This is a genomic window from Tepidicaulis marinus (assembly GCF_000739695.1).
In the GTDB taxonomy this organism is placed as follows: Bacteria; Pseudomonadota; Alphaproteobacteria; order Parvibaculales; family Parvibaculaceae; genus Tepidicaulis; species Tepidicaulis marinus.
On the sequence record NZ_BBIO01000003.1, the window covers coordinates 168,616 to 188,143 of the forward strand.

The 19,528-nt window shown below is 60.1% G+C and carries 18 protein-coding genes; 10 read left to right on the forward strand and 8 right to left on the reverse strand.

All coding sequences use genetic code 11. The annotated features are described in order from the left end of the window. The first annotated feature begins 7 nt into the window (after nucleotides 1–7). The 4 genes from M2A_RS04355 (at nucleotide 8) to M2A_RS04370 (ending at nucleotide 4,302) form a co-directional block, all read left to right on the forward strand. On the forward strand, nucleotides 8–2,359 hold the full coding sequence (locus M2A_RS04355) for a fimbria/pilus outer membrane usher protein (protein ID WP_045443427.1): 2,352 nt from the start codon (nucleotides 8–10) through the stop codon (nucleotides 2,357–2,359). Next, nucleotides 2,356–2,850 carry a Csu type fimbrial protein gene (locus M2A_RS04360; RefSeq protein ID WP_045443430.1) on the forward strand — a complete coding sequence of 165 codons (495 nt, stop codon included), beginning with the start codon at nucleotides 2,356–2,358 and terminating at the stop codon, nucleotides 2,848–2,850. The genes M2A_RS04355 and M2A_RS04360 overlap by 4 nt, the downstream gene beginning before the upstream one ends. Nucleotides 2,851–2,934: 84 nt before the next feature. Next, a complete protein-coding gene (locus tag M2A_RS04365; RefSeq protein ID WP_045443433.1) occupies nucleotides 2,935–3,768 on the forward strand; it encodes a helix-turn-helix domain-containing protein in 834 nt (277 codons plus the stop codon). A gap of 87 nt (nucleotides 3,769–3,855) precedes the next feature. Then, entirely contained in the window at nucleotides 3,856–4,302 is a 447-nt protein-coding gene (locus tag M2A_RS04370) for a hypothetical protein (RefSeq protein ID WP_045443436.1), read from the forward strand. Nucleotides 4,303–4,496: 194 nt separating this feature from the next. Here M2A_RS04370 and M2A_RS17125 read toward each other — a convergent pair whose 3' ends face one another. Beyond that, nucleotides 4,497–5,351, reverse strand: a complete 855-nt coding sequence (locus tag M2A_RS17125; protein ID WP_052379195.1) for a PRC-barrel domain-containing protein — start codon at nucleotides 5,349–5,351, stop codon at nucleotides 4,497–4,499. 235 nt (nucleotides 5,352–5,586) lie between these two features. Between M2A_RS17125 and M2A_RS04380 the strand changes: the two genes are divergently transcribed. After that, nucleotides 5,587–6,891, forward strand: a complete 1,305-nt coding sequence (locus M2A_RS04380) for an MFS transporter (RefSeq protein ID WP_045443439.1) — start codon at nucleotides 5,587–5,589, stop codon at nucleotides 6,889–6,891. On the opposite strand, the gene M2A_RS04385 is transcribed toward M2A_RS04380, so the two are convergent. From M2A_RS04385 to M2A_RS04395, 3 genes are all read right to left on the reverse strand, one after another. Further along, nucleotides 6,888–7,613, reverse strand: a complete 726-nt coding sequence (locus M2A_RS04385) for a gamma-glutamyl-gamma-aminobutyrate hydrolase family protein (RefSeq protein ID WP_045443443.1) — start codon at nucleotides 7,611–7,613, stop codon at nucleotides 6,888–6,890. The genes M2A_RS04380 and M2A_RS04385 overlap by 4 nt on opposite strands. Continuing rightward, nucleotides 7,610–8,608: an amidoligase family protein gene (locus M2A_RS04390; protein ID WP_045443792.1), complete on the reverse strand. Its 999-nt coding sequence runs from the start codon at nucleotides 8,606–8,608 to the stop codon at nucleotides 7,610–7,612. Before M2A_RS04390 ends, M2A_RS04385 begins: the two co-directional genes overlap by 4 nt. 121 nt (nucleotides 8,609–8,729) lie before the next feature. Continuing rightward, nucleotides 8,730–9,272 (reverse strand): sigma-70 family RNA polymerase sigma factor, encoded by a 543-nt coding sequence (locus tag M2A_RS04395; protein WP_045443446.1) that lies wholly within the window; start codon nucleotides 9,270–9,272, stop codon nucleotides 8,730–8,732. A gap of 383 nt (nucleotides 9,273–9,655) precedes the next feature. Here M2A_RS04395 and M2A_RS04400 point away from each other — a divergent pair, with 383 nt between their 5' ends. The 4 genes from M2A_RS04400 (at nucleotide 9,656) to M2A_RS04415 (ending at nucleotide 12,351) form a co-directional block, all read left to right on the forward strand. After that, entirely contained in the window at nucleotides 9,656–9,883 is a 228-nt protein-coding gene (locus M2A_RS04400; RefSeq protein WP_045443450.1) for a hypothetical protein, read from the forward strand. A 59-nt stretch (nucleotides 9,884–9,942) separates the two neighbouring features. Beyond that, nucleotides 9,943–10,296 carry an anti-sigma factor gene (locus tag M2A_RS04405; RefSeq protein ID WP_121881737.1) on the forward strand — a complete coding sequence of 118 codons (354 nt, stop codon included), beginning with the start codon at nucleotides 9,943–9,945 and terminating at the stop codon, nucleotides 10,294–10,296. 196 nt (nucleotides 10,297–10,492) lie between these two features. After that, the gene (locus M2A_RS04410; protein ID WP_045443458.1) at nucleotides 10,493–11,113 is read left to right on the forward strand and encodes a superoxide dismutase; all 621 of its coding nucleotides are present in this window, start codon (nucleotides 10,493–10,495) and stop codon (nucleotides 11,111–11,113) included. A 137-nt stretch (nucleotides 11,114–11,250) separates the two neighbouring features. Then, complete coding sequence (locus M2A_RS04415) at nucleotides 11,251–12,351, forward strand: DUF2855 family protein (RefSeq protein WP_052379198.1); 1,101 nt, start codon at nucleotides 11,251–11,253, stop codon at nucleotides 12,349–12,351. Nucleotides 12,352–12,358: 7 nt separating this feature from the next. On the opposite strand, the gene M2A_RS04420 is transcribed toward M2A_RS04415, so the two are convergent. The 3 genes from M2A_RS04420 to rimK form a co-directional block, all read right to left on the reverse strand. Further along, nucleotides 12,359–14,131 (reverse strand): methyl-accepting chemotaxis protein, encoded by a 1,773-nt coding sequence (locus M2A_RS04420; protein WP_197052837.1) that lies wholly within the window; start codon nucleotides 14,129–14,131, stop codon nucleotides 12,359–12,361. Between the two features lie 183 nt (nucleotides 14,132–14,314). Beyond that, nucleotides 14,315–15,844, reverse strand: coding sequence for a flavin-containing monooxygenase (locus M2A_RS04425; protein ID WP_197052838.1), 1,530 nt, complete (start codon nucleotides 15,842–15,844; stop codon nucleotides 14,315–14,317). A gap of 91 nt (nucleotides 15,845–15,935) precedes the next feature. Then, nucleotides 15,936–17,333: a 30S ribosomal protein S6--L-glutamate ligase gene (gene rimK / locus M2A_RS04430; RefSeq protein ID WP_045443467.1), complete on the reverse strand. Its 1,398-nt coding sequence runs from the start codon at nucleotides 17,331–17,333 to the stop codon at nucleotides 15,936–15,938. A gap of 272 nt (nucleotides 17,334–17,605) precedes the next feature. On the opposite strand from rimK, the gene M2A_RS04435 reads away from it, so the two are divergent. Next, complete coding sequence (locus M2A_RS04435) at nucleotides 17,606–17,980, forward strand: group III truncated hemoglobin (protein ID WP_244444376.1); 375 nt, start codon at nucleotides 17,606–17,608, stop codon at nucleotides 17,978–17,980. 93 nt (nucleotides 17,981–18,073) lie between these two features. On the opposite strand, the gene M2A_RS04440 is transcribed toward M2A_RS04435, so the two are convergent. Next, entirely contained in the window at nucleotides 18,074–19,420 is a 1,347-nt protein-coding gene (locus tag M2A_RS04440; protein ID WP_197052839.1) for a DUF1329 domain-containing protein, read from the reverse strand. Between the last annotated feature and the right edge of the window lie 108 nt (nucleotides 19,421–19,528).

A 19,528-nucleotide genomic window follows, 5' to 3' on the forward strand; every position in this document is an offset into this window, starting at 1 on the left:
CGCGCTAATGCTTGCGGGATTTCTCTTTGCAAGTGCCGGTCTTGCCTCGGGGCTGCAGCGCGTGCCGCTGAGAGGCGCGCTTGATGCGCAGCTTGAAGACGTGACGGGCAGCGCCCCTGAAAGCGGCCAGGAAGAAAAGCCACAGTTCCATTTTCTTCTGCCCGTCATCGATGGCAAGGCCCGTGCGGCGGCGGCCGGCGTGCTGGTTCAGGGCGGCATGCTCTATCTCCCGCTCGAGCTTTTGCGCCGGGAAGGTATCGCGTTTAAAGGCGCGCCCTTGCAGCGCAGCGGCAAGGCATTCGTTGCCGTAGGTCAATTGACGCAGATGCGCGCCTCTTTCGATGCCGAAAAAGGCACGCTCGATCTCATCTGTATTGCCGGGTGTGAAAAGCGGACGCAGCTTTCCGTTCAGCCTTCAACGGCGCGCGCGGCACTTACGGAAGGGGCGGGCGCGTTTTTCAATTACGATGTGTCCGCCGATTGGCGCGAGGGGGAAGGCAGCGGCGGGCTTCTTGGGGAAGGGGTGGTCTTTTCCGGCCTTACCAATGCCCGGACGGTTTTCACCTGCGCTTATGGCGCGGCGCGGCGCTGTACGCGGCTTGAAACGCATGCCACCCGTGATGATCCGGAAAACCTCACGCGGCTAACCTTGGGCGATACGCTGACGCAGCCGCAATTCGGGGAAGCGCCGCTGCGCTTTGGCGGGATAAAGTGGGGCACGGAGTTTTCGCTGCAGCCCGGTTTCATCACGTTCCCGACGCTCGACTTTGCCGGCGATGCGCAATTGCCGGGTGCGGTCGATCTTTTCATCAATGGGGTGCGCCGCTTCCAGGGTGAGCTGCCCGAGGGACCCTTTTCGCTCGGCGATATCCCGGCCGTGCAGGGAAGCGGCGAGGTCACCGTCGTGCTGCGCGATGCGCTTGGCCGGGAGCGGCAGATCACGCAAGCTTATTATGCAAGCCCGCAGCTTCTGCGCCCCGGTCTTGGCGCCTACTCGCTTGAAGCGGGCCTTCTGCGCGAGGGGTTTGCCCGCCGCTCGAATGCGTATGACACGCCCTTTGCCGCAGCGCTCTACCGGCGCGGGCTGACGGCCAATCTGACGCTGGAAGGGCGGGCGCAGGCAGCCTCGTCCTTCCGGTCTTTCGGCGGCGGGCTATCCGCGGCGCTTGCCGGTCTCGGCGCGCTCGACCTTTCCGCCACGCTCAGCCGTTCAAGGGCCGGGAACGGGATAAGGGGCGTGGGGTTTTATGAATGGCGCGCGCGCCCCTTCAGCGCCGCCTTTTCGTATGAGACGGCAACACCCGGCTTCAGGCGGCTTGGGCAGGACGATGCGCCGCCGCGCGCCACGGCGCGGGGCCAGTTTGCCGTGCAGGGCGAGGGCGGACACAGTCTTTCGCTCTCGTTTCTCGATAGGGACGAGCGGGGAAGTGCTGCCGGCTCATTTCGTTCCGATTTCAGAAGCGCGGGGCTTACGCTTTCGGGGCCCATCGGAGGTGCCACCTACCGGCTTTCCGCCTTGCGTCTTCTCAAACCGGAAAAGGATTTCTTTTTCGGCGCCTTTCTTTCCTTTCCTTTGGGCGGGGGCAGTGCCTCGCTTGGCGCCGATTACGACGGGGAAGGCTGGACGTCCGATCTGCGTTACAGGCAACATGCCCTTTCCATCGGCGAGGCGGGGTATTCCGCGCGTCTTTCACGCGGGGCCACGCAGCGGGAGGAAGCGGGGATCGAATACCGTTCTTCCGTTGGTGATGCCGCGCTTTTGGTTACAAGATTTGACGGCACGAGCGCGCTGCGCCTTTCAGCGCGCGGCGCAGCGGTTCTGGCAGAGGGGAAAGCCGCGCTGGCACCGCCCATTACCGGCAGTTTTGCGATTGTCGATGTGGACGCGGGAAAAGACGTGCGTATCTATCAGGACCGGCGGCTTGTCGCCCGCACGGACAGCGCGGGCCGGGCGGTGCTGACCTCGCTGCGCGCTTATGAAGAAAACCGTCTTTCCATCGATCCGCACGATTTGCCGCTGCGCGCAAGTTTCGATGCACTTGAAAAAACCGTCGTGCCGGGCGCGCGCACCGGCCATCTCGTCGCCTTCGAGAAGACCGGACAGAACGGCGTGGTGATTTACCTTGCCCGCGCCGATGGAACGCCCTTTCCGGAGGGCTGGCAGATCACACGTCTTGATGACGGTAAAACGGCTCTCCCGGTGGGGCGCGGCGGGCGCGTTTTTCTTGAAGCGGGGATCGGGCAAGAGATTTCCTTTCAAACGCCGGAAGGAAGATGCCGGATCGCGCCGCAGCCGCAGAAGAAGGACGGGGGCCGCCGTTTTCACCGCTGCGCGGCGCAAAGGCGGGCAGGCCGATGAAGCATTTTCTGAGCGCTGTGATTTTGACCGCCCTGCTTTTCCTTTATCCGGCCGATAGCCGCGCAAGCTGCGTGGGGCTTGGCTGTACCTGCGAGGTGACGGGCGGCGCGCTTACCTTCGGCATGTATAATCCGCTGGCGCCCGGCCCGCTGGATGCGGTGGGTACTGTCTCCGTGCGCTGCAGCGCGCTGGTGCTGGGGGCCGTGGTTTCCTATGACGTGGCGCTCAGTCCCGGCTTGAGCGGGGTCTATGGCGCGCGGGCCATGCAGGCGGGCGGCGAAGCACTTTCCTACAATCTTTATCTCGATGCCGCGCGCAGCCAGGTCTGGGGCGATGGCACGGGCGGCACGGGCCAGGCCGCCAATGCCTATCTGCTCGATGTACTGTTTTTCCGGGTGACGGATTTCCCGGTCTATGGCCGCCTTCCCGCCGGGCAGAACGCCCCGGCGGGCGCTTATAGCGACACGCTGTTCGCAACGGTTATTTTCTAAGGAAGTGGCTCCTTTACCAATGAGGTAATTGTTTCCTGTTTTCGCCCCTTTAGCCTGAGTAAACTTCGTCAAGGAGGATGAGAGATGGGCAAAGCGGCAGCGAAACCGGCAGAAAAGAACGTTTCCGCGATCGGGAAGTACCTTAAAAACTGGCGCACCACGCGGCGGATGAGCCAGCTCGATCTGGCCTGCGAGGCGGATATTTCCGCCCGCCATCTCAGCTTCATCGAGACGGGGCGCGCCGAGCCGAGCCGGGAGATGGTGATCACGCTTTCCGAGGCGCTGGAAATTCCGCTGCGGGACAGGAATGCGCTGCTTTTGGCGGCAGGCTATGCGCCGCTTTACTCGGAAACGGATATTGATGCGCCGGAAATGGCGCATATCCGCACCGTCATCGATTTCATGCTGGAAAGTTACAATCCTTACGGCGCCGTCGCGCTCGATGCGCATTGGAACGTGCTGAAAAGCAACCGGGCGTATGACAAACTTGCCGAAACGTTTTTCCCCGGCCTTTCCGGCGCGCCGGGCGAGCGGCCCAATATGCTGCGCCAGATTTTTTCCGATGAAGGCATGCGGCCCTATATCGCCAATTGGGATGAGGTCGCCTATTACATGATCCAGCGTATGCACCGCGAGGCGATGCACGCGCAGGTCGGCGATCCGACCATGCAGCTGCTCGAAGACCTTCTGAAGCGGGACGATGTGCCCCGCCGCTGGCATCTTTTCGATGTCAGCGCCCCGGCGGAGCTTTTGATCCCCGTGCATTTGAAGATCGGCGATCTCAATGCGCGGCTTTTCTCCGTCATCACCATGCTCGGCACGCCGCAGGACATTACGCTGCAGGAATTGCGCATCGAGGCTTTCATGCCGGCGGATGAAGAAACGCGTCAGGTGATTGCCGCGCTGATGGACGGTTAAGTCTCTTCACTTACCTTCAAGAGAATTGGTTTTCTTCTGCCCTGCGCCAAACTCATCTCCGTCCTTGATGAAAACAGGAGCGGACTGATGAAACTGATCGACGCCTGGGCCGGGACGGCCCCTTTCGATATGCGCAGCCGGCTGCTGCGCCGCGTTCTTCTTTGCAATGCCGGGTCCTCTTTCCTTTTTGCCGTGCTGCTGCTCGGCGCTGGGAGCTGGACGGCAGGTCTTATCGGCGCGCCGGAGGCCGGCCCGCTGCTGCAGGTGCTTGGCGGCGGGCTGTTGGTCTTTGCCCTTGGGGTGGAATGGGTGGCAACGCGTCAGCCCCTTCAGCCCTCTCACGGCTGGGCCGTTGTTGCGCTCGATATTTCCTGGGTTGCGGGCTCGGCGGTTCTGCTGCCCTTCCTGGCCAGCCATATCAATCTCTTGGGCGAGGCGGCCATTATCGCGGTGGCGCTCGTCGTTCTGGGCTGGGCACTCGGCCAGATCCGGGGCTTGAGGCAATTGGAAGGAACGGCGCCGGTGGGCGCGTAAATTTCGGGAACTTCTTTTTGTATTATGCGTTTTTCTGAAACAGCCGGTTTTACGGCGGGCTTGTCCGCCAGCCGTCTATCGCTCCGGCAGTTTCAGGCACGCCCTATCCCCTCGGACCCCGCCGAAAGCCTGAAACAACCGGACATAAAAAGGCCGCCCGAGGGCGGCCTTTTCTTTTGGTCTTTCGCCAAGTTTTAGCGCTGGGCATCCAGTTCCAGGCTCGCCGCCGCTTCAAGCTGGGCGCGGGTCAAATTGACGGTCGGCCCGCCAGCGCCCTGTTCCACGGTCATGTCGTCATAATCGACGGCGACGATTTTCTCGCCCATGTCGAGGAAACCGCCCGTGCCGAGCAGCACATGGCGCGGGGCACCGGTATCATCGATATAGATGTCCTTGACCTCGGCAATTTCCTCACCTGCATTGTTGGACACTTCCTGGCCGGTCAGCTCCAGAATGCTGGTGCTGGAAGCGGCCATCAGTTCGGCATTCGCCGCCTCAGCGTTGTCCTGCGCATAAACGAAGGCCTGCTTTTCCTTCAGCTCCTGCGCCGTGGCCGCCAGGGTGAAGTGATCGAGGCTGCGGTCCTCGAAGGACGGCGTCAGCGAGGAATAGGACACCGCCGTCAGACGCGGGGCGACACCCAGAATGCCGCCGTCGCTCAGGATGGCCTGCGCTTTACCTTCGGCGAGAACCACAATGTCATGCACCGTGGCGATTTCTTCACCGGCGCTGCCAATGACGCTTTTGCCGATGGCATTGCTGCTGCTCAGTCCGCCTTCGGCCTGAAGCTCGGCAACAGTGCGCAATTCGGTTTCACCCGTCAGGGCGTTATCCACGGCTTCGGCGGTTTCTTCCGCGCCTGCCTCGATGGCATTACCGGTGGCTTCCACGCCCTCGCCAATGTCACTACCCAGTTCGTCAAGCGTGTAGTTCTCGCTCGGCTGGGCCTGCGGGGCTTCGGCCCCTTTGCCAGAGTCCATGTCCGCCACGGCCATGGCCGGAACCATAAGGGCGAACGCCGAGACACTCGTGATCAGAAAACGTTTCATCGTCTGTTCCTTTCGTTCATCTCTCTCGTCTCGTACCGGCGCCCCGGATATCCGAAGCAACCTTGCTCCATCAACGGCATCGATGAGTAAAGAGTTTCCGCTCTCTACGAATATTTCCGCCCCCGGAGGAATTGGGCGGAAGTTGGAAAATCAAGGCGGAAAAAAGACAAGCCCTTGCCATCTTCATTTTCAGGCTCGGCGCGGTATATTCATTGCAAAATGAGAAGAGGGTGAGATGGCGAGACTCCAAGAAGATCTTTATGGCGTGCTTACCGGAGACGATGAAGGCCGTGTGTGCCGGGACATTCCGGAAGCTGCGTGCGACGAGCAGCCGGGAAACTTTTCCGCGCATCTTTTCTCTCTGGCTTTGACGAAAATCGGCGACGGGCTCTCCGACCCCAAGATCATTTTGGCTTGGCTGTTGCAGGCGCTGGGCGCGCCCGCCTTCATGGCCGGGTTCCTCGTGCCCATCAGGGAAGCGGGCGCGCTTCTGCCGCAGCTTTTCATTGCCGCCTATATCCGCTCGCTCCGCCGGCGCAAATTCGTCTGGGCGGCGGGCTCTGCCGTTCAAGGGGCGGCGGTGCTCGGTATGGGCGTTTCGGGTCTCTTTCTTAAGGGGGCATGGGCGGGGATATCCATTCTCGTCCTCCTTGCGGTATTCGCCCTGGCGCGCTCGGCCTGTTCCGTCGCCTATAAGGATGTGCTGGGCAAGACGGTTACGAAATCGGCGCGCGGCACCGTGACGGGCACGGCAAACAGTCTGGCGGCAGGCGCGGTGCTGCTTTTTGGGGTGGCGCTTGCCAGCGGGTTTTTGGAGCGCAGTTTCACGGCCGTTCTGGGCGCGCTTTTTCTTGCGGGTCTTTTGTGGCTTACGGCGGCCATTACCTTTCTGCGGCTGAAAGAGGTACCCGGCGCAAGCGAGGGCGGGCGCAACGCGTTTGATGTCGCCCTTTCGCAGATCGGCCTTTTGAAAAGCGACGCGCCGCTGCGCCAGTTCATTCTGGCCCGCGCTTTCTTGATGGCCAGCGCGCTGTCACCCCCCTTTTTGTTGATGCTGGCGCCGGAAGAAGGAGAAACCTTCGGCGCGCTTGGCGCCTTTATCAGTGCCTCGGCGCTGGCGGGTTTTTTGAGCAGTTATGTGTGGGGGCGCCTTTCCGACCGTTCAAGCCGCAAGGTGCTGTTTCTGGCCGGGCTCTTGACGGCCCTTTCTCTTGGCTTGGCCTATGCGGCGCATACTTATGGTCATGTTTTGGGCGATACCGGCTTTCTGCTGCCGTTCTGGCTTTTCGTGCTCATGATCGCGCATCAGGGCGTGCGGCTCGGGCGCTCCACGCATATTGTCGACATGGCGAATGAGGAAACACGCGCGGCCTATACCGCACTCTCAAATACCATTATCGGGTTGTTGCTGGCTGCTGGCGGTGTGTTCGGCCTGCTTGCCGCTATTGCAGGGCCCGCTGCGGTGGTGCTTATTTTCGCGTTGATGGGCGCGGCAGGCGCGCTGAGCGCGCTGCGGATGAAAGAAGTGCAGCGCGATTAAAGGACCGGGCCTTGGGCGGCACCTGGGGCGGCGCCTGGGGCTGGCGCCCGGAAGCGGCGGGCGGCCTTCACCAGGGCGCGGAAAAGTTCGTTCTGATAGCGGTCGAACACCAGAAACTCCGGGTGCCATTGCACGCCGATGAGAAAGCGTTTCGTCGTCGCTTCGATGGCCTGCACCATGCCGTGTTCGTCCCGCGCGGCGACCTGCAATCTTTCTCCCAGCCGGTCGATCGCTTGATGATGGAGCGCGTTGACGCGGCGGCGCTCCTCGCCCTTGAGCAAGTGCTGCAGGCGCGTGCCGGGAACCAGCGAAACGGTTTTGCGCGGCAGAATGGTTTTCTGTTTTTTCAGGCCCGCGTAAACCGCGTAAATATCCTGATGCAGATTGCCGCCGCGCAGCACGTTGATCATCTGCGCGCCGCGGCAAATGCCGAGTACGGGCAGCTTTCGCTCTTCGGCCTCCGCCAGCACGGCTTTCTCAAGCATGTCGCGCGCCGGATCTGTCTTGACGGCAAGGGTCGCTTCGCCTTTGTAAAGTTCGGCGCTGATATCGTCGCCCCCGCCGATGACCAGACCGGTGCATTTGGCGATCTCGGCCCGCGAGGTTTGGGGTGTGACGCGCAATGGTTTTCCGCCTGCCCGCCAGACGGCAAGGCGGTTGAGCTGCCACATCAGCCAGCCGCGCTCATGGGCGCCGGTTATGCCGATCAGGGGCCGGCTCATGTGGCTGCCAATTCCTTGATCCAGGCGGTGCCGGCCTCCGCCCAGCGTTCAGGAGACGGGCTTTCGGCGAGATATGCCGCGGCAAGCCGGGTAAGGCTTTCCCCGTCGGCTGCAAGATGTTCCACGGCGAGCCAGCGCTGCCATTCGCGTGTTACCGGCGCAGGGTGCTGGCCAAGCCGGGAATCGGGCAAACGATAATGAAAAGTCGGCCGGGCTTTGATCAGCGCGTCGCCGACTTTGCGTTTCACCCGGGCTTCGTCCAGATGCGTGAAAAGCGGCAGAAGGTCGAGCTCGCGGTTCCGTGTCGGGTTGGCTTCCAGATAATCGTCGATCAGCCTGTCCAACTCCGGCGCGTAATGAGGATCCAGAATATGCCTGACGTATTCAGGCTCGAAAGGGTCCGCGAAAGGCAGGAACTGGCGCAGCCGGTCTACGTCGATCTCTGCCCGCAGCCAGTCGCGCAAGAGGCAGAAGGCGCGCAAATGCGCCAGGATATAAGAGGCGCTTTCTTCGGCGACTTCGGGGTTGAGTTGCAGGCCGAACGCATAAAAGGGCGAGCCTTTCGTGCCTTGCGCGCCGGCAGCGGCGAGCGCGCCCGTCAACTCGTCGATTTCACCGAGCGCGGTGAAGGGAATGGGCGGGCAAGTGATTTCATTCGGTACGACGGCTTTGCTGACTTCGCCGATCACCTCACGAGCGTTCTTCTGAAGTTTGCCGAGCAGCGGTTCGAGCCCTTCCTGCGCCTCTTCATCGGCAAGCAGTTTTCCCTCTCCATGCGCGTATTGGCTGTCGAGCTCCAGGGAAAACGTGCCGTATTTTGTCTCTTCCACCTGCCAGTAAAAGCGTTCGGCTTCGCATATTTTTCCGCCGAATAGGCGCTGAACGATATGCGCGGCCTCTTGCAGAGGCAGCGCGCCGAACTCGATTTCCACACCGACACGGCGCAGCGCGCCGCTTTTTGTGCGCGCAAAAGGGGGCTGACTGGGAAGTTTCATAAAAAGAATATGCCGCTGGGTGGAAGAGGCGGTCAAGAGAACGCGCCGGCGAAAATCTTCCGCGCCCGCCTGCATGGCCGATAAGGGGCAATCGGGCGGCAGGCAGGCGCGGGAGAGATTTTTAGGAGGCGTAGCTGCCGTGAGCCATACCCGTTTGCGGAACCAGCCGGGTGCGCTGCACGGCGGCGCTTTCAAGCTCGCGCAATTTACGCCGCGCGCGGAAGAGCCGGCTCTTCACCGTGCCGGTGGCAATGCCGAGCTCGCTGGCGACTTCATCATATTGAAGCCCGTCGATGGCAATCAGTTTGAGGATGTTGCGTTCATCCGATTTAAGCTGATTGAAGCAGCGCTGAAAATCGCGCAGCTCGATGGCCCAATGCTGATGCGGTTCGACGGACAGGCCCGACTGCCAGTCTTCCACCGGAACCGTTTCGCCGCGGCGCTTCTGCTTGCGGCAATTGTCGATATGCACATTGTGCAGAATCGTGAAAAGCCAGGAACGCAGATTGGTGCCGGCCGTGAATTGCTGCTTTTTGGCAATGGCCCGTTCCAAGCAATCTTGAACGAGATCGTCGGCTCTCGTTACTTCCCGCGTCAGCGAGCGCGCATAGCGGCGCAGATGGGGGATTTCGGTTTCCAGAGCGTCGAGTTCGAAGTTCTTCATGGGGGGTAAGTCCTTCTCTCGTGTGTCGTGTCATCTCGTTCCGACGCTTTTGAGGCTATCGCCTCTCAAATCTCCTTCAAGTAAAAACGCATGAATTACTTTGTCATGTTAAGTAACGTGATGAAGAGATGTATGTTGATCATTTTTAGTTTCTTATGTTTATTGAGGATAATGATTGAGAAGTGTAACTGACGTATTTTGAGTAAGTTGTGCCGGTGCGGCGTTTGAGCTAGGCTGAGAGCCAGTTACCGCATGATCGGCGCGGGGGCGGGACTCAACTTGACGGTGAATTGACACGGGCTGCGGCGGGGTGAGCGGCAGTCTCGTGCCTATGGGTCAAGTACGTATTGGCCGCACACGTCTGGGGCGTGATAGGAAAAGTCATGGCTGAGAACCGTAAGTTGCACAGAACCGAAAGATTGCAGGTCATGCTGGATGAGCGTGAACTGAACCTGATTGACGAATGGCGTTTCGATAAACGTATTCCCACCCGTGCTGCTGCCATTCGCGAGCTGATTGCCCGGGGTTTGAATGCCCAAAATCTCGAAGACCCGGAGCAGCGCGCGCGCAGCACCGATTACAGCGTGATGGGTGAGAGCGGCGGTCTCTAAACACCAAAGAACCCGTCAGATGCCGTTTCGCCGATAAAAGACGGAACCGGCTGCGCTACATGACGTTTTCTGACATGTACCCCAAGCGTATCGAGTGGCACATGACGGAGAAGCATACGATCAGCTATCAGGACCTATGGGACTATCTGGACGGATTGCTGGACACGCCGCAGGCGCGCCAGGTAATCGAAGCCACGCTGATGCGTGATGAAGCGCTCGCGGCGGAATTCTCGCTGATGCGGGCTCAGCACCGGGTGCTGACGCAAACCTCCGCTTCTGTCGAACACGAGGCGGTTCCTGAACGATTGCTCGAGGTGATCCGCCGCGCGCGCGGCCGGTGCCCGGGCGATATGTGCAGCAACGACAATACGGGCAATGGCTGCACGGGTAATGGCAGCGTGAAAACCGGATAGTGATACCGCGCTGCCATCGCCGGCGTCCATCCGGCCTTCATTGCGCCAGTTGGACGAAGAACTTGCCTGCCGGCTACAGCACATTGCCTCTCATAGCAGGGTTTTATCGGCGCAGCGGTTTCGTTTTCTCCCTCCGGCCCCTATATCTGCCGGAGACCATTTCTCACTCTCCAATGCGTATCTGAAGGAGGACCATATGACTTTCGAGCTCCCCGATCTGCCTTATGCCAAGGACGCGCTTGAGCCGGCCATGTCTGCCAAGACGCTCGAGTTCCACCATGGCAAGCACCATGCCGGCTACGTGAAAAAGCTTAATGCCGCGATCGAAGGCACCGATTACGCGGGCAAGGATCTCGTGGACATCCTGCTGGCCGCCGACAAGAAGGGCGATACGGGTGTTTTCAACAATGCCGCGCAGTCCTGGAACCACGAGTTCTTCTGGAATTGCATGGCCCCGGAAGCAGGCGGCGCGCCCACCGGTAAAATCGGCGCGGCGATCGAAAAGGTGTTCGGCAGCGCCGACAAGTTCCGCGAGGAATTCGTCAAGGCGGGGGCTGGACGCTTCGGCAGCGGCTGGGTCTGGCTTGTGGCCGATGGCGACACGCTGAAGATCGTCTCCACGCCCAATGCCGAAACGCCCCATCTGAAAGGCCAGACACCGCTCCTCGTCTGCGACGTTTGGGAGCATGCCTATTATCTCGATTACCAGAACCAGCGCGACAGCTTCCTGGAAACGTTCCTTGAGAAGCTCGTCAATTGGCGTTTCGTGGAAGCGCAGCTGGAGGCGACGGAGGCGGGCAAAAAGCTCGCCGCTTAAGCGCCAATCCACGCTTTTGACAGAAACGCTCGGGCAAGGCCGCAACGTTGCCCGGGCGTTTTGCATATTTGAACGGCTTAGTGTCTGGACATCGCGACCGCCTTTGCCATGCTTAGGCAAAGCCAAGGGAGGACCGGATGCTCGCCGCGACAGATTTTATCGTCTCTAAAAACGACCTGCATGATTTTGCCTTTACCCCTTCGCAGACAGATGAACTGAAGGAGGGTGAGGTTTTGTTGAAGGTGGAGCATTTCGCTTTCACGGCGAACAACGTGACCTATGCCGCCTTCGGCGAGGCCATGTCTTATTGGTCATTCTTTCCGGCGGGCGCGGAAGACAAGGGGCGCATTCCGGTCTGGGGGTTTGCGACGGTTGCCGCCAGCCGGCATCCGGAGATTGTCGAGGGCGAGCGGCTTTACGGCTACCTGCCCATGTCCACGCATTTGAAGGTCAGCCCCACGCAAGTGAAGAAGGGGTCCTTCTTCGACGGGGCCGCGCACCGGCAAAGGCTTGCCGATGTTTATAATCAATATACGCGCTGCGCGGGCGATCCTTCCTATGAGCCTGCGCAGGAAGCCTATCAGATGCTTTTCAAGCCGCTTTTCACCACCTCCTTCCTGATCGAGGATCAGTTGCGCGATCAGGATTTCTACGGCGCCAAAGCTGTGGTGATTTCCAGCGCCTCGGCGAAAACCTCAATCGGCCTTGCCTTTCTGCTTAAGAAGAACGGCCTGCTCAAGAAAAACGGCGGCATCCGCACCGTGGGGCTCACTTCGCCGGGCAATGCGGATTTCGTGCGTGCGCTCGGCTGCTATGACGCGGTCGTGACGTATGACGGGATCGGCAGCATGGAAAAAGAAAAAGCCGTCTTTGTCGATATCGCTGGCAATGGCGATGTGCGCCGGGCCGTGCATGAGCGCCTTGGCGGCGATCTCGCCTATAGCATGCTGGTGGGCGGCGCGCATTGGGACAAGGGGGCGGGCGGCGCAGGCGATTTGCCGGGGCCGGCGCCGGAATTCTTTTTCGCGCCGACACAAATCGCCAAGCGGCTCGCGGATTGGGGACCGGCCGGATTTCAAAACAGAATTGCCGAAGCGTCGGCTGCTTTCGCCGCCTTTGCGCAAGGCTGGATGAATGTGCGCGAGGGTAAAGGCGAAGAGGCGATCGTGAAAACCTATCGCGCCGCGCTCGATGGCACGATCCGCCCCGACGAGGGACATATTCTTTCGTTCGGATAAAACCGTATTAGGCGGCTTCGACCTGGGAGAGGAATGTTTCGATCTCTTCCTGCAAGAGGCTCGATTGGCCGGTGAGCGTCTGGGCGGCTTCTTCCAGACGCGCCGCTTCGCTGCCCGCCGCATCGGTATCGTTTTTGGCTTCGACGGCGGTGCGCTCCAGAGAATGGGCGGTATCCGTCAACTGCGCCATAAGCTCGTTGATTTCACCTGCCGCACGGTTTTGATCTTCGATGAGATTATGGGTCGCATCCAGCGCGGAATCGATTCGCGTGATCGCCATGCCGACACCCGACATGCCTTCCACCGCCCCGCCGACCGCGTCTTGCACCGCACCGACCTGCGCTTCGATGGACTGAGTTGCCTCGCGGGTTTGAAGCGCAAGGTTTTTCACTTCCCGGGCAACAACGGCAAACCCCTTGCCGCGCTCGCCCGCCCGTTCCGCCTCGATCGTGGCATTGAGGGCGAGCAGGTTCGTTTGGTGGGCAATGGCTGCGATGGTCGTCACGATCTCGCCAATTTCCTCTGAAAGCTTGCCGAGCGTGCCCACTTTGGCGCCGGCTTTTTCCATCCGGGTAACGGCGTCGCTCGAGTGAGCGCGGCAATCGCCGATCTGATTGCCCATTTTACCGGCGCTCTCCATCAGGCTGCGTGTTTCGCCTGCCACTTTCTCAACGGCGCTGCGGGAGGTTTGCGCGGCTATTTCCGCCTCGCGGGTGCGTTCGGCGGATTGGCGCGCTTGCCCGCTCATGCGCTCGGCCGTGCCGCGCAATTGGCCGGCCGCTTCGCTCAACACACCGAACCGCTTTTCCGTTGCCGCATTGAAGGCCTGGATCAGTGCCGCCACCCGGTTTGCCCGGTCTTCCAAGGCTTTCTCGCGCCGTTCCTGTTCGCCTTCCAGATGCCGGCGTTTTTCATTGGCGTTTTTCAGGTGGCTGAGCGCGCCTGCCAGCGCGCCGATTTCGTCCCGCCGCCCGATATAGGGTACCTCCGCCTCCTCGCGGGCGATCAATTTTTGCGCGCTGAGGGAAAGGCGGACAAGCGGCTTCGTGACGATATGGCGCGCGGCGAAGTAAACGGCTGCCGTGGCCGCGAGCGTGACAACAAGGGTGGAGACGACAAGAAGCCAGCGAATGAGCGCAGCGGTTGCCTCTGCCGTCTTGGCCTCTTCGGCAATCTCAGCCATGGCGGTGGACATCTCAGCGCGGGCCTGTTCGGCGGAAAGACTGTCTTCGGCGATCTTCAAATTAAGCGCACTGATTTTCTGCTGAAGCGCGGCGGGATCCGCCATGGCGTTTGCGAACGTCTCCGCTTTTGCTTTTACCTCGGAAAAGGAAGCGTTCTGCAAGATATATTCGCGCGCCGAGGACTGGTAGCGCCCTTCTTCGAATATACCCACGGACACTCGGACGGTGCCGTCCATTTCTTCGACAACGAGGCGGCCGAGGCGCAAATCGCGGCGTTGAGATATTTTCTTGTACCGCGCGGAGAGAGCGCTGCGGCCTTCATGCAATTTCTCCTCGGCCGAATGGGTTTCCATGACCCAGGCGCTCATGAGTTTCAGCGGATCGGCTTCAAGCCTTTGGGGCACGCTGCGATAGGCGGCCTGTAAGTCGAAAATCTCGGCGCGCAATCTGGCGTTCAAACTCTCTAGCGCATCGGCGCGTCCTGCTTCGATTGCCGTAACACGGTCGAGAAAAAGGAGTGTGGTCCCTGCAAAGAGCGCGAGAAGAAGAAAGAGAACGCTGCTCATTACGGTCAGCAGCTTGACGTCGATACGCATCGTCATGCACCCCGGAACTATCTATCATTTACGGACGGTTGGAAATTTGCGCCCTGGCCGACAGCGCCGATTAAGAGCGCAGAGTCCTAACAGCTTATGACTGTCATAAATAATTCACGGGATAATAGCGGGCGCAAAAAAGCCGCTCTCAAGGAGCGGCTTTCTTCGCGTTTGATTTGCCTTTTAATCGGCAGCGAGCGCAATTTTTTCAGATACTTTGCTGAATGCATAATCGTTGGGATGCAGGCGGCGCGTCTCGTGCCAGTAGCGCATGGTAAAGCTCGGCCAGAGCGTGGTGTTCTTGCCATCCTCACGCTGATACCAGCTCGTGCAGCCGGAAGACCAGACGGTCGTCTTGATTTCCTTTTGCAGTTTCTCGTTGAATGCGTCCTGCACGTTCTGGCGCACATCGAGCATATCCGCGCCGCGTTTTTCCACCTCGTCCAGGCATTGGAGAATGTAATTCACCTGCGCTTCGATCATGAAGATGATCGAATTATGCCCAAGGCCGGTATTGGGGCCGGAGAGGAAAAAGAGATTGGGATAGCCGGAAACGGAAATGCCGTAATAGGCCTCCGCCCCATTCTTTTCCCAATGGGCATGCAGATCCTTTCCGTCAGGGCCGATGAACTGGCCCGGATTGATGGGATCGGCCGCTTCAAAGCCCGTGCCATAGATGATCGCGTCGACCTCGATCTCGCGTCCGTCATTGGTGATGATGGAGCTGGCGCGCACTTCTTTGATGCCATCCGTTTCCAAGGTAACATTGGCGCGATTGAGGGCGGCGTAATAATCGTTGGAAATCAGAAGCCGCTTGCAGCCGGGCATATAATCCGGCGTCAGTTTTTCGCGCAAAGCCGGATCGTCGATTTGGGAGGCGATATATTTGCGCCCCATCTCGGCGATTTTGTTCATCAGCTTCGGGTTGACGGTAAAGCCGAGGGCGCGGCTTTCCATGCGCAGATAAATTTGCGAGCGGAAAAGCCGCTGCAGGAAGGGCAGAGCTTTGAAGAGCTTCTGCTCCCAAGGCTTCATGTCCCGGTCGGCTTTGGGCAGAACCCAGGGCGGTGTGCGCTGGAAAAGATGAAGTTCTTCTACCTTTCCTGCGACTTGCGGCACGAACTGAATGGCGCTCGCCCCGGTGCCGATTACCGCGACCCGCTTGCCGGTGAAATCATACTCGTGGTCCCAATGGGCCGAGTGAAAGCTCTTGCCTTTGAAGGTCTCGAGCCCGGCGATTTTCGGATAGACGGGTTTGTGTAACGGGCCCATGCCCGAGACGAGATAGCGGGCGGTGATGATCTCGCCCGTGCCGGTATGCACATGCCAGAGCGCGCTTGCGCCGTCGAATTCGCAGCGCTTCATTTCCGTGTTGAAACGGATATGGGGGCGCAGCCCGTATTTCTCCGTGCAATGGCGGATATAGCGCTGGATTTCCGGTTGCGGGGAATACATCCGGCTCCAATCCGGGTTGGGCTCGAAGGAGAAGGAGTAAAGATGCGAGGGTACATCGCAGGCGCAGCCCGGATAGGTGTTCTCCCGCCAGGTGCCGCCCACATCCTCCGCCTTTTCGAGCAGCATGAAGGAATGCCGCCCCGCCTTTTGCAGCTGAATGGCCATGCAAAGGCCCGCAAAGCCGGTGCCGATGATCAAGGTTTCGACATCGGGAGTAACGGGCGCGGCAGGCGCGTTGAAATAGGCCGGTGCGTTCACGGGTCTCATCCTCCAATTATGACATTTTGTCAGTTATGGTGGATTGACGCCGCGTCTGTCAAGCATTTTGGGTTTTCACCCTAAATATCGGTCAATCTGCTGCGGCCCGCCGGCCGGTGCGCCGGCGCACAATGGGATGGGCCCGCCGCTCGATATGCTGGATGATGAGATCGGCAATGTCTTTGTTGGAGACGGATTCGATCCCTTGCAGGCCGGGGGAGGAATTGACCTCCAGCACTTTCGGGCCGGAATTGGAGCGCAGGAGGTCGACGCCTGCGACCTCGAGGCCGAGAATCTTCGCAGCGCGGATGGCGGCATCGCGTTCTTCTTTGGTGATGCGCACGGAGCGCGCCGTGCCGCCCCGGTGAAGGTTGGAGCGGAAATCGCCGGTCTGAGCTTCCCGGCGCATGGAGGCGACGACCTTGCCGTCCACCACCAGGCAGCGGATATCAACCCCTTCTGCCTCCTTGACGAATTCCTGAACGAGGAAGTTGGCGTTGAGATTGCGGAAAGCGCCGATCACCGATTGAGCGGCTTTTTTCGTTTCGGCCAAAACGACGCCGCGCCCTTGCGTGCTTTCCAAGAGCTTGATGATGATCGGGGTCTGGCCGACCAGCTCGATGAGATTGTCGGAATCCTTCGGTGAAGAGGCAAAAGCCGTTGTGGGCATGCCGATGCCGTGCTTGGCGAGCAACTGATGCGCCAGCAATTTGTCGCGGGAATTGCCGATGGAGGTCGACGTGTTGACGCAATAGGTGCCGAGCGCCTCGAACTGGCGCACGACCGCCATGCCATAGGAGGTAAGCGAAGCGCCGATGCGCGGGATTACCGCGTCGAAACGGGGCAGCGGCCGGCCGTCATAATAAACTTCCGGCGAAAAGGCGTTGATATTCATATAGCAGCGGCGCGTATCGATCAGCTCGACGACATGATCGCGCGCCGTTGCCGCCTCGATCAGGCGCTGAGTGGAATAATTTTCCGGCTCGCGCGTTAGGATCGCGATGCGCAGCGAGCGCTGGACTTCCGGCTTGGAGGCTTGGGGTTTGTAAACATCATAGGAAAGCTCGCCTTGAATGAACGAGCGGCGCGGCTCTACGGCGTCGTCCTTCATCAAGGCATGGCGGCCGATCAGCATGCGGTACTGCATGGATTCGCGGTTGGTGAGCGAGATCTCGATCGGCCATTCGCGCCCGCCGATATTGACCGGGGTTTCGATGATATAGCGCATTTCCGCTTCGCCATTGGAGCTGGTGATTTCCCGCCGGTCGATGACGCGCGCCGAGCAATAAATCTCCACTTCCGGCCGGTTGGGGATGGGGTGCAGGCCAAAGCGCACACGGGGCCTGTCCGGAGAACCGAAGGGCTCGACAGCAAAGGCATGGAGCGAGGAGGTGCGCGCGCCCGTGTCGATCTTGGCTTTGATGGCTGGCAGGCCGAGGCGCGGCAAGCTTGCCCATTCTTCCCAGCCCAGTGTCAGTTTTTCCGTCATATCCGGCCAATCCTTCAAGGTCTTCTGGCGTTGTTTGTGCCCCGTCTAGCTCAGTTCGCTGCTGCTACAAAGGGGAAAGCGGGGAGGGTGCGCGGATTTCGCTTCATCGTCATAAACGCGCCGCGGCGGGAGACGTTTCGCCGCATCTTCCGGCGCTTTTGTCCATTGAAGCCCAGCCTATCGGTATCAGATAATAGGTATTCAAAATGCTTCTTAAAGGTGTGCCGATGCATGTTTCCCCTTCTCCCCAAGCCGGGGCCGTAACGGAGACCATGATACATGATCTCGTGCATGAATTTTACCGGCGGGTCCAGGCGGATGAAGTGCTGGGACCGGTCTTCGCGCGCGCCATCGGCAACCAAGAGAACTGGGGCCCCCATCTGGCGAAAATGTGCGACTTCTGGTCGTCCGTCATGCTGATGAGCGGGCGCTATCACGGCAGGCCGATGGCGGCGCATATGAAGGTCAAAACCATAAGACCCGACCATTTCACCCGCTGGCTGAAGCTTTTCGAGGAAGCTGCTTATGATGTGGCCGGACCCGAGGCGGGCGCGCTTTTTACGGTAAAGGCGCAGCGTATCGCCCATAGTCTGCAGCTCGGGCTTTTCTTCCGGCCGGAAGAGGCGGACGGGGAGCGCCAAACCTAGCCGAGAACAAGCTGAGCATTTGGGATTTATCCAATAAAAAAGGCCGGTGTTTGCGCACCGGCCTTTTCTTTTGCCTCCGGGGAGGCTGGTCGATTAACGCACGCCGAGCTGGCGGATGGCGGCCGGCGTGTACCGGTTCACATCCAGTTCTTCGGCGCCGTAGTTGATCGGCTCACCTTCGTTCTGCAGAGCCAGAGCGAGGTAACGGCCGGCCTGCAGGTCATAGACGATTTCCGCGCCTTTGTTGCAGAGCGGTACGCCATAGTCCTGGCGGCCATGCAGCTCCTGAACGCGCCAGAGCTCGCCGCGGCCGTCATAAAGTTCCGCACCCGTAATGGTCCAGCTGTCCTCATCGAGGTGAGTCACACGGCGCGAATAGACGTGGCGGGTGCCGCTTTTCAGGTTGGCCTCGATGCTCCATACCCGGTGCAGCTCATAACGGACATGGTCCTGATTGAGGTGCAGGGGCTTGAGGTAATCGGCATAGGACGCAAGCGAAGCGTCATAGGCATTGGCCGCAACGAATTTCTCGGACTTGCCGAGAACGGTCCAGTCATAGCGGTCCGGGGCGCCATTGTAGCCGTCGAAGCTGTCCGAAGTGGACAGGCCGTCGGAGTTGGTGCCCGGGTTATCGTAAGCAATGTTCGGGGCGCGGCGCACACGGCGGGTACCGGGCGAATACTGCCAGGCTTTGCGGTCTTCAAGGGCACGGTTCAGCGTTTCGTGCACCAGGATCACGCTACCTGCCGAACGGGCGGGCGCCACGGTGTTGGCGATGTAGTAGAGCGAGATATTGTTCAGCTCTTCCGCGCGTTTTTTGCTCGGGTCCGACCATTGCAGAATGGCTTCATCCTGCACGGTCTGCAGCTCATATTCGCCCGAACGGGTGACTGGGGCCGCGGTGAACTCGCGCGTCAGTTTGAAGGCGCGGTAACGCAGCGTGTGGTTCCAGATGATTTCCAGCGCGTTGTTCGGGATCGGGAAGGGCGAACCCATGATCCCCTCGGACACACCATTGCCGCCCGGCGTCAGTTCGGAAACCTGCGCATTGCGCTTGTTGGCTTCATAGACGAATTCCGGGAAGGCGCAGGAGCGGCGGGTCTGATAGACCTTCATCTTGTAGGTCGGGTAGGTCGACAGCATGGCTTTGTAGCCTTCCGTCAGCTGCCCGTCATACTGCGCCATGTTGCCTGCGGTGACTTCGAACTGAACCGCATCGCCCTTGAACGGGTTCGGCATCAGTTTGTCGGCTGAATATTCGCCCTGCACGCTGGCCGGGACGCTGGACAGGCCGCCGGTCCATGCCGGGATCGCCCCGCCATTGCCTGCTTTTTCCGAGCCCATGGGCGTCAGGTCGGCGCCGAGGCGGTTGACCTGAGCCTCGGGCACCTTGGCCAGAGCCGATCCGGCAACCGTGCCGGCGACCAAGGCAGATACCAAGGCTAAGCTCTTTCTCATTTTCATTATTCCCTCCGTGATTATCGCCGCAGACCGAAGGGAAGAGGAGTGCCAGCACACGGCGTTCTTCTGCCCATTTTATCTGTCTTC

Excerpts from the sequence above, each read along its gene's own strand:
- M2A_RS17125 (WP_052379195.1), bottom strand. The coding sequence starts at position 5,351 with ATGAAACGTTTTCTGATCACGAGTGTCTCGGCGTTCGCCCTTATGGTT.
- M2A_RS04380 (WP_045443439.1), top strand. The coding sequence starts at position 5,587 with ATGGCGAGACTCCAAGAAGATCTTTATGGCGTGCTTACCGGAGACGAT.
- M2A_RS04370 (WP_045443436.1), top strand. The coding sequence starts at position 3,856 with ATGAAACTGATCGACGCCTGGGCCGGGACGGCCCCTTTCGATATGCGC.
- M2A_RS04360 (WP_045443430.1), top strand. The coding sequence starts at position 2,356 with ATGAAGCATTTTCTGAGCGCTGTGATTTTGACCGCCCTGCTTTTCCTT.
- M2A_RS04365 (WP_045443433.1), top strand. The coding sequence starts at position 2,935 with ATGGGCAAAGCGGCAGCGAAACCGGCAGAAAAGAACGTTTCCGCGATC.
- M2A_RS04400 (WP_045443450.1), top strand. The coding sequence starts at position 9,656 with ATGGCTGAGAACCGTAAGTTGCACAGAACCGAAAGATTGCAGGTCATG.
- M2A_RS04410 (WP_045443458.1), top strand. The coding sequence starts at position 10,493 with ATGACTTTCGAGCTCCCCGATCTGCCTTATGCCAAGGACGCGCTTGAG.
- M2A_RS04390 (WP_045443792.1), bottom strand. The coding sequence starts at position 8,608 with ATGAAACTTCCCAGTCAGCCCCCTTTTGCGCGCACAAAAAGCGGCGCG.
- M2A_RS04420 (WP_197052837.1), bottom strand. The coding sequence starts at position 14,131 with ATGCGTATCGACGTCAAGCTGCTGACCGTAATGAGCAGCGTTCTCTTT.
- M2A_RS04395 (WP_045443446.1), bottom strand. The coding sequence starts at position 9,272 with ATGAAGAACTTCGAACTCGACGCTCTGGAAACCGAAATCCCCCATCTG.
- M2A_RS04435 (WP_244444376.1), top strand. The coding sequence starts at position 17,606 with ATGATACATGATCTCGTGCATGAATTTTACCGGCGGGTCCAGGCGGAT.
- M2A_RS04355 (WP_045443427.1), top strand. The coding sequence starts at position 8 with ATGCTTGCGGGATTTCTCTTTGCAAGTGCCGGTCTTGCCTCGGGGCTG.
- M2A_RS04415 (WP_052379198.1), top strand. The coding sequence starts at position 11,251 with ATGCTCGCCGCGACAGATTTTATCGTCTCTAAAAACGACCTGCATGAT.
- M2A_RS04405 (WP_121881737.1), top strand. The coding sequence starts at position 9,943 with ATGACGTTTTCTGACATGTACCCCAAGCGTATCGAGTGGCACATGACG.
- M2A_RS04385 (WP_045443443.1), bottom strand. The coding sequence starts at position 7,613 with ATGAGCCGGCCCCTGATCGGCATAACCGGCGCCCATGAGCGCGGCTGG.
- rimK (WP_045443467.1), bottom strand. The coding sequence starts at position 17,333 with ATGACGGAAAAACTGACACTGGGCTGGGAAGAATGGGCAAGCTTGCCG.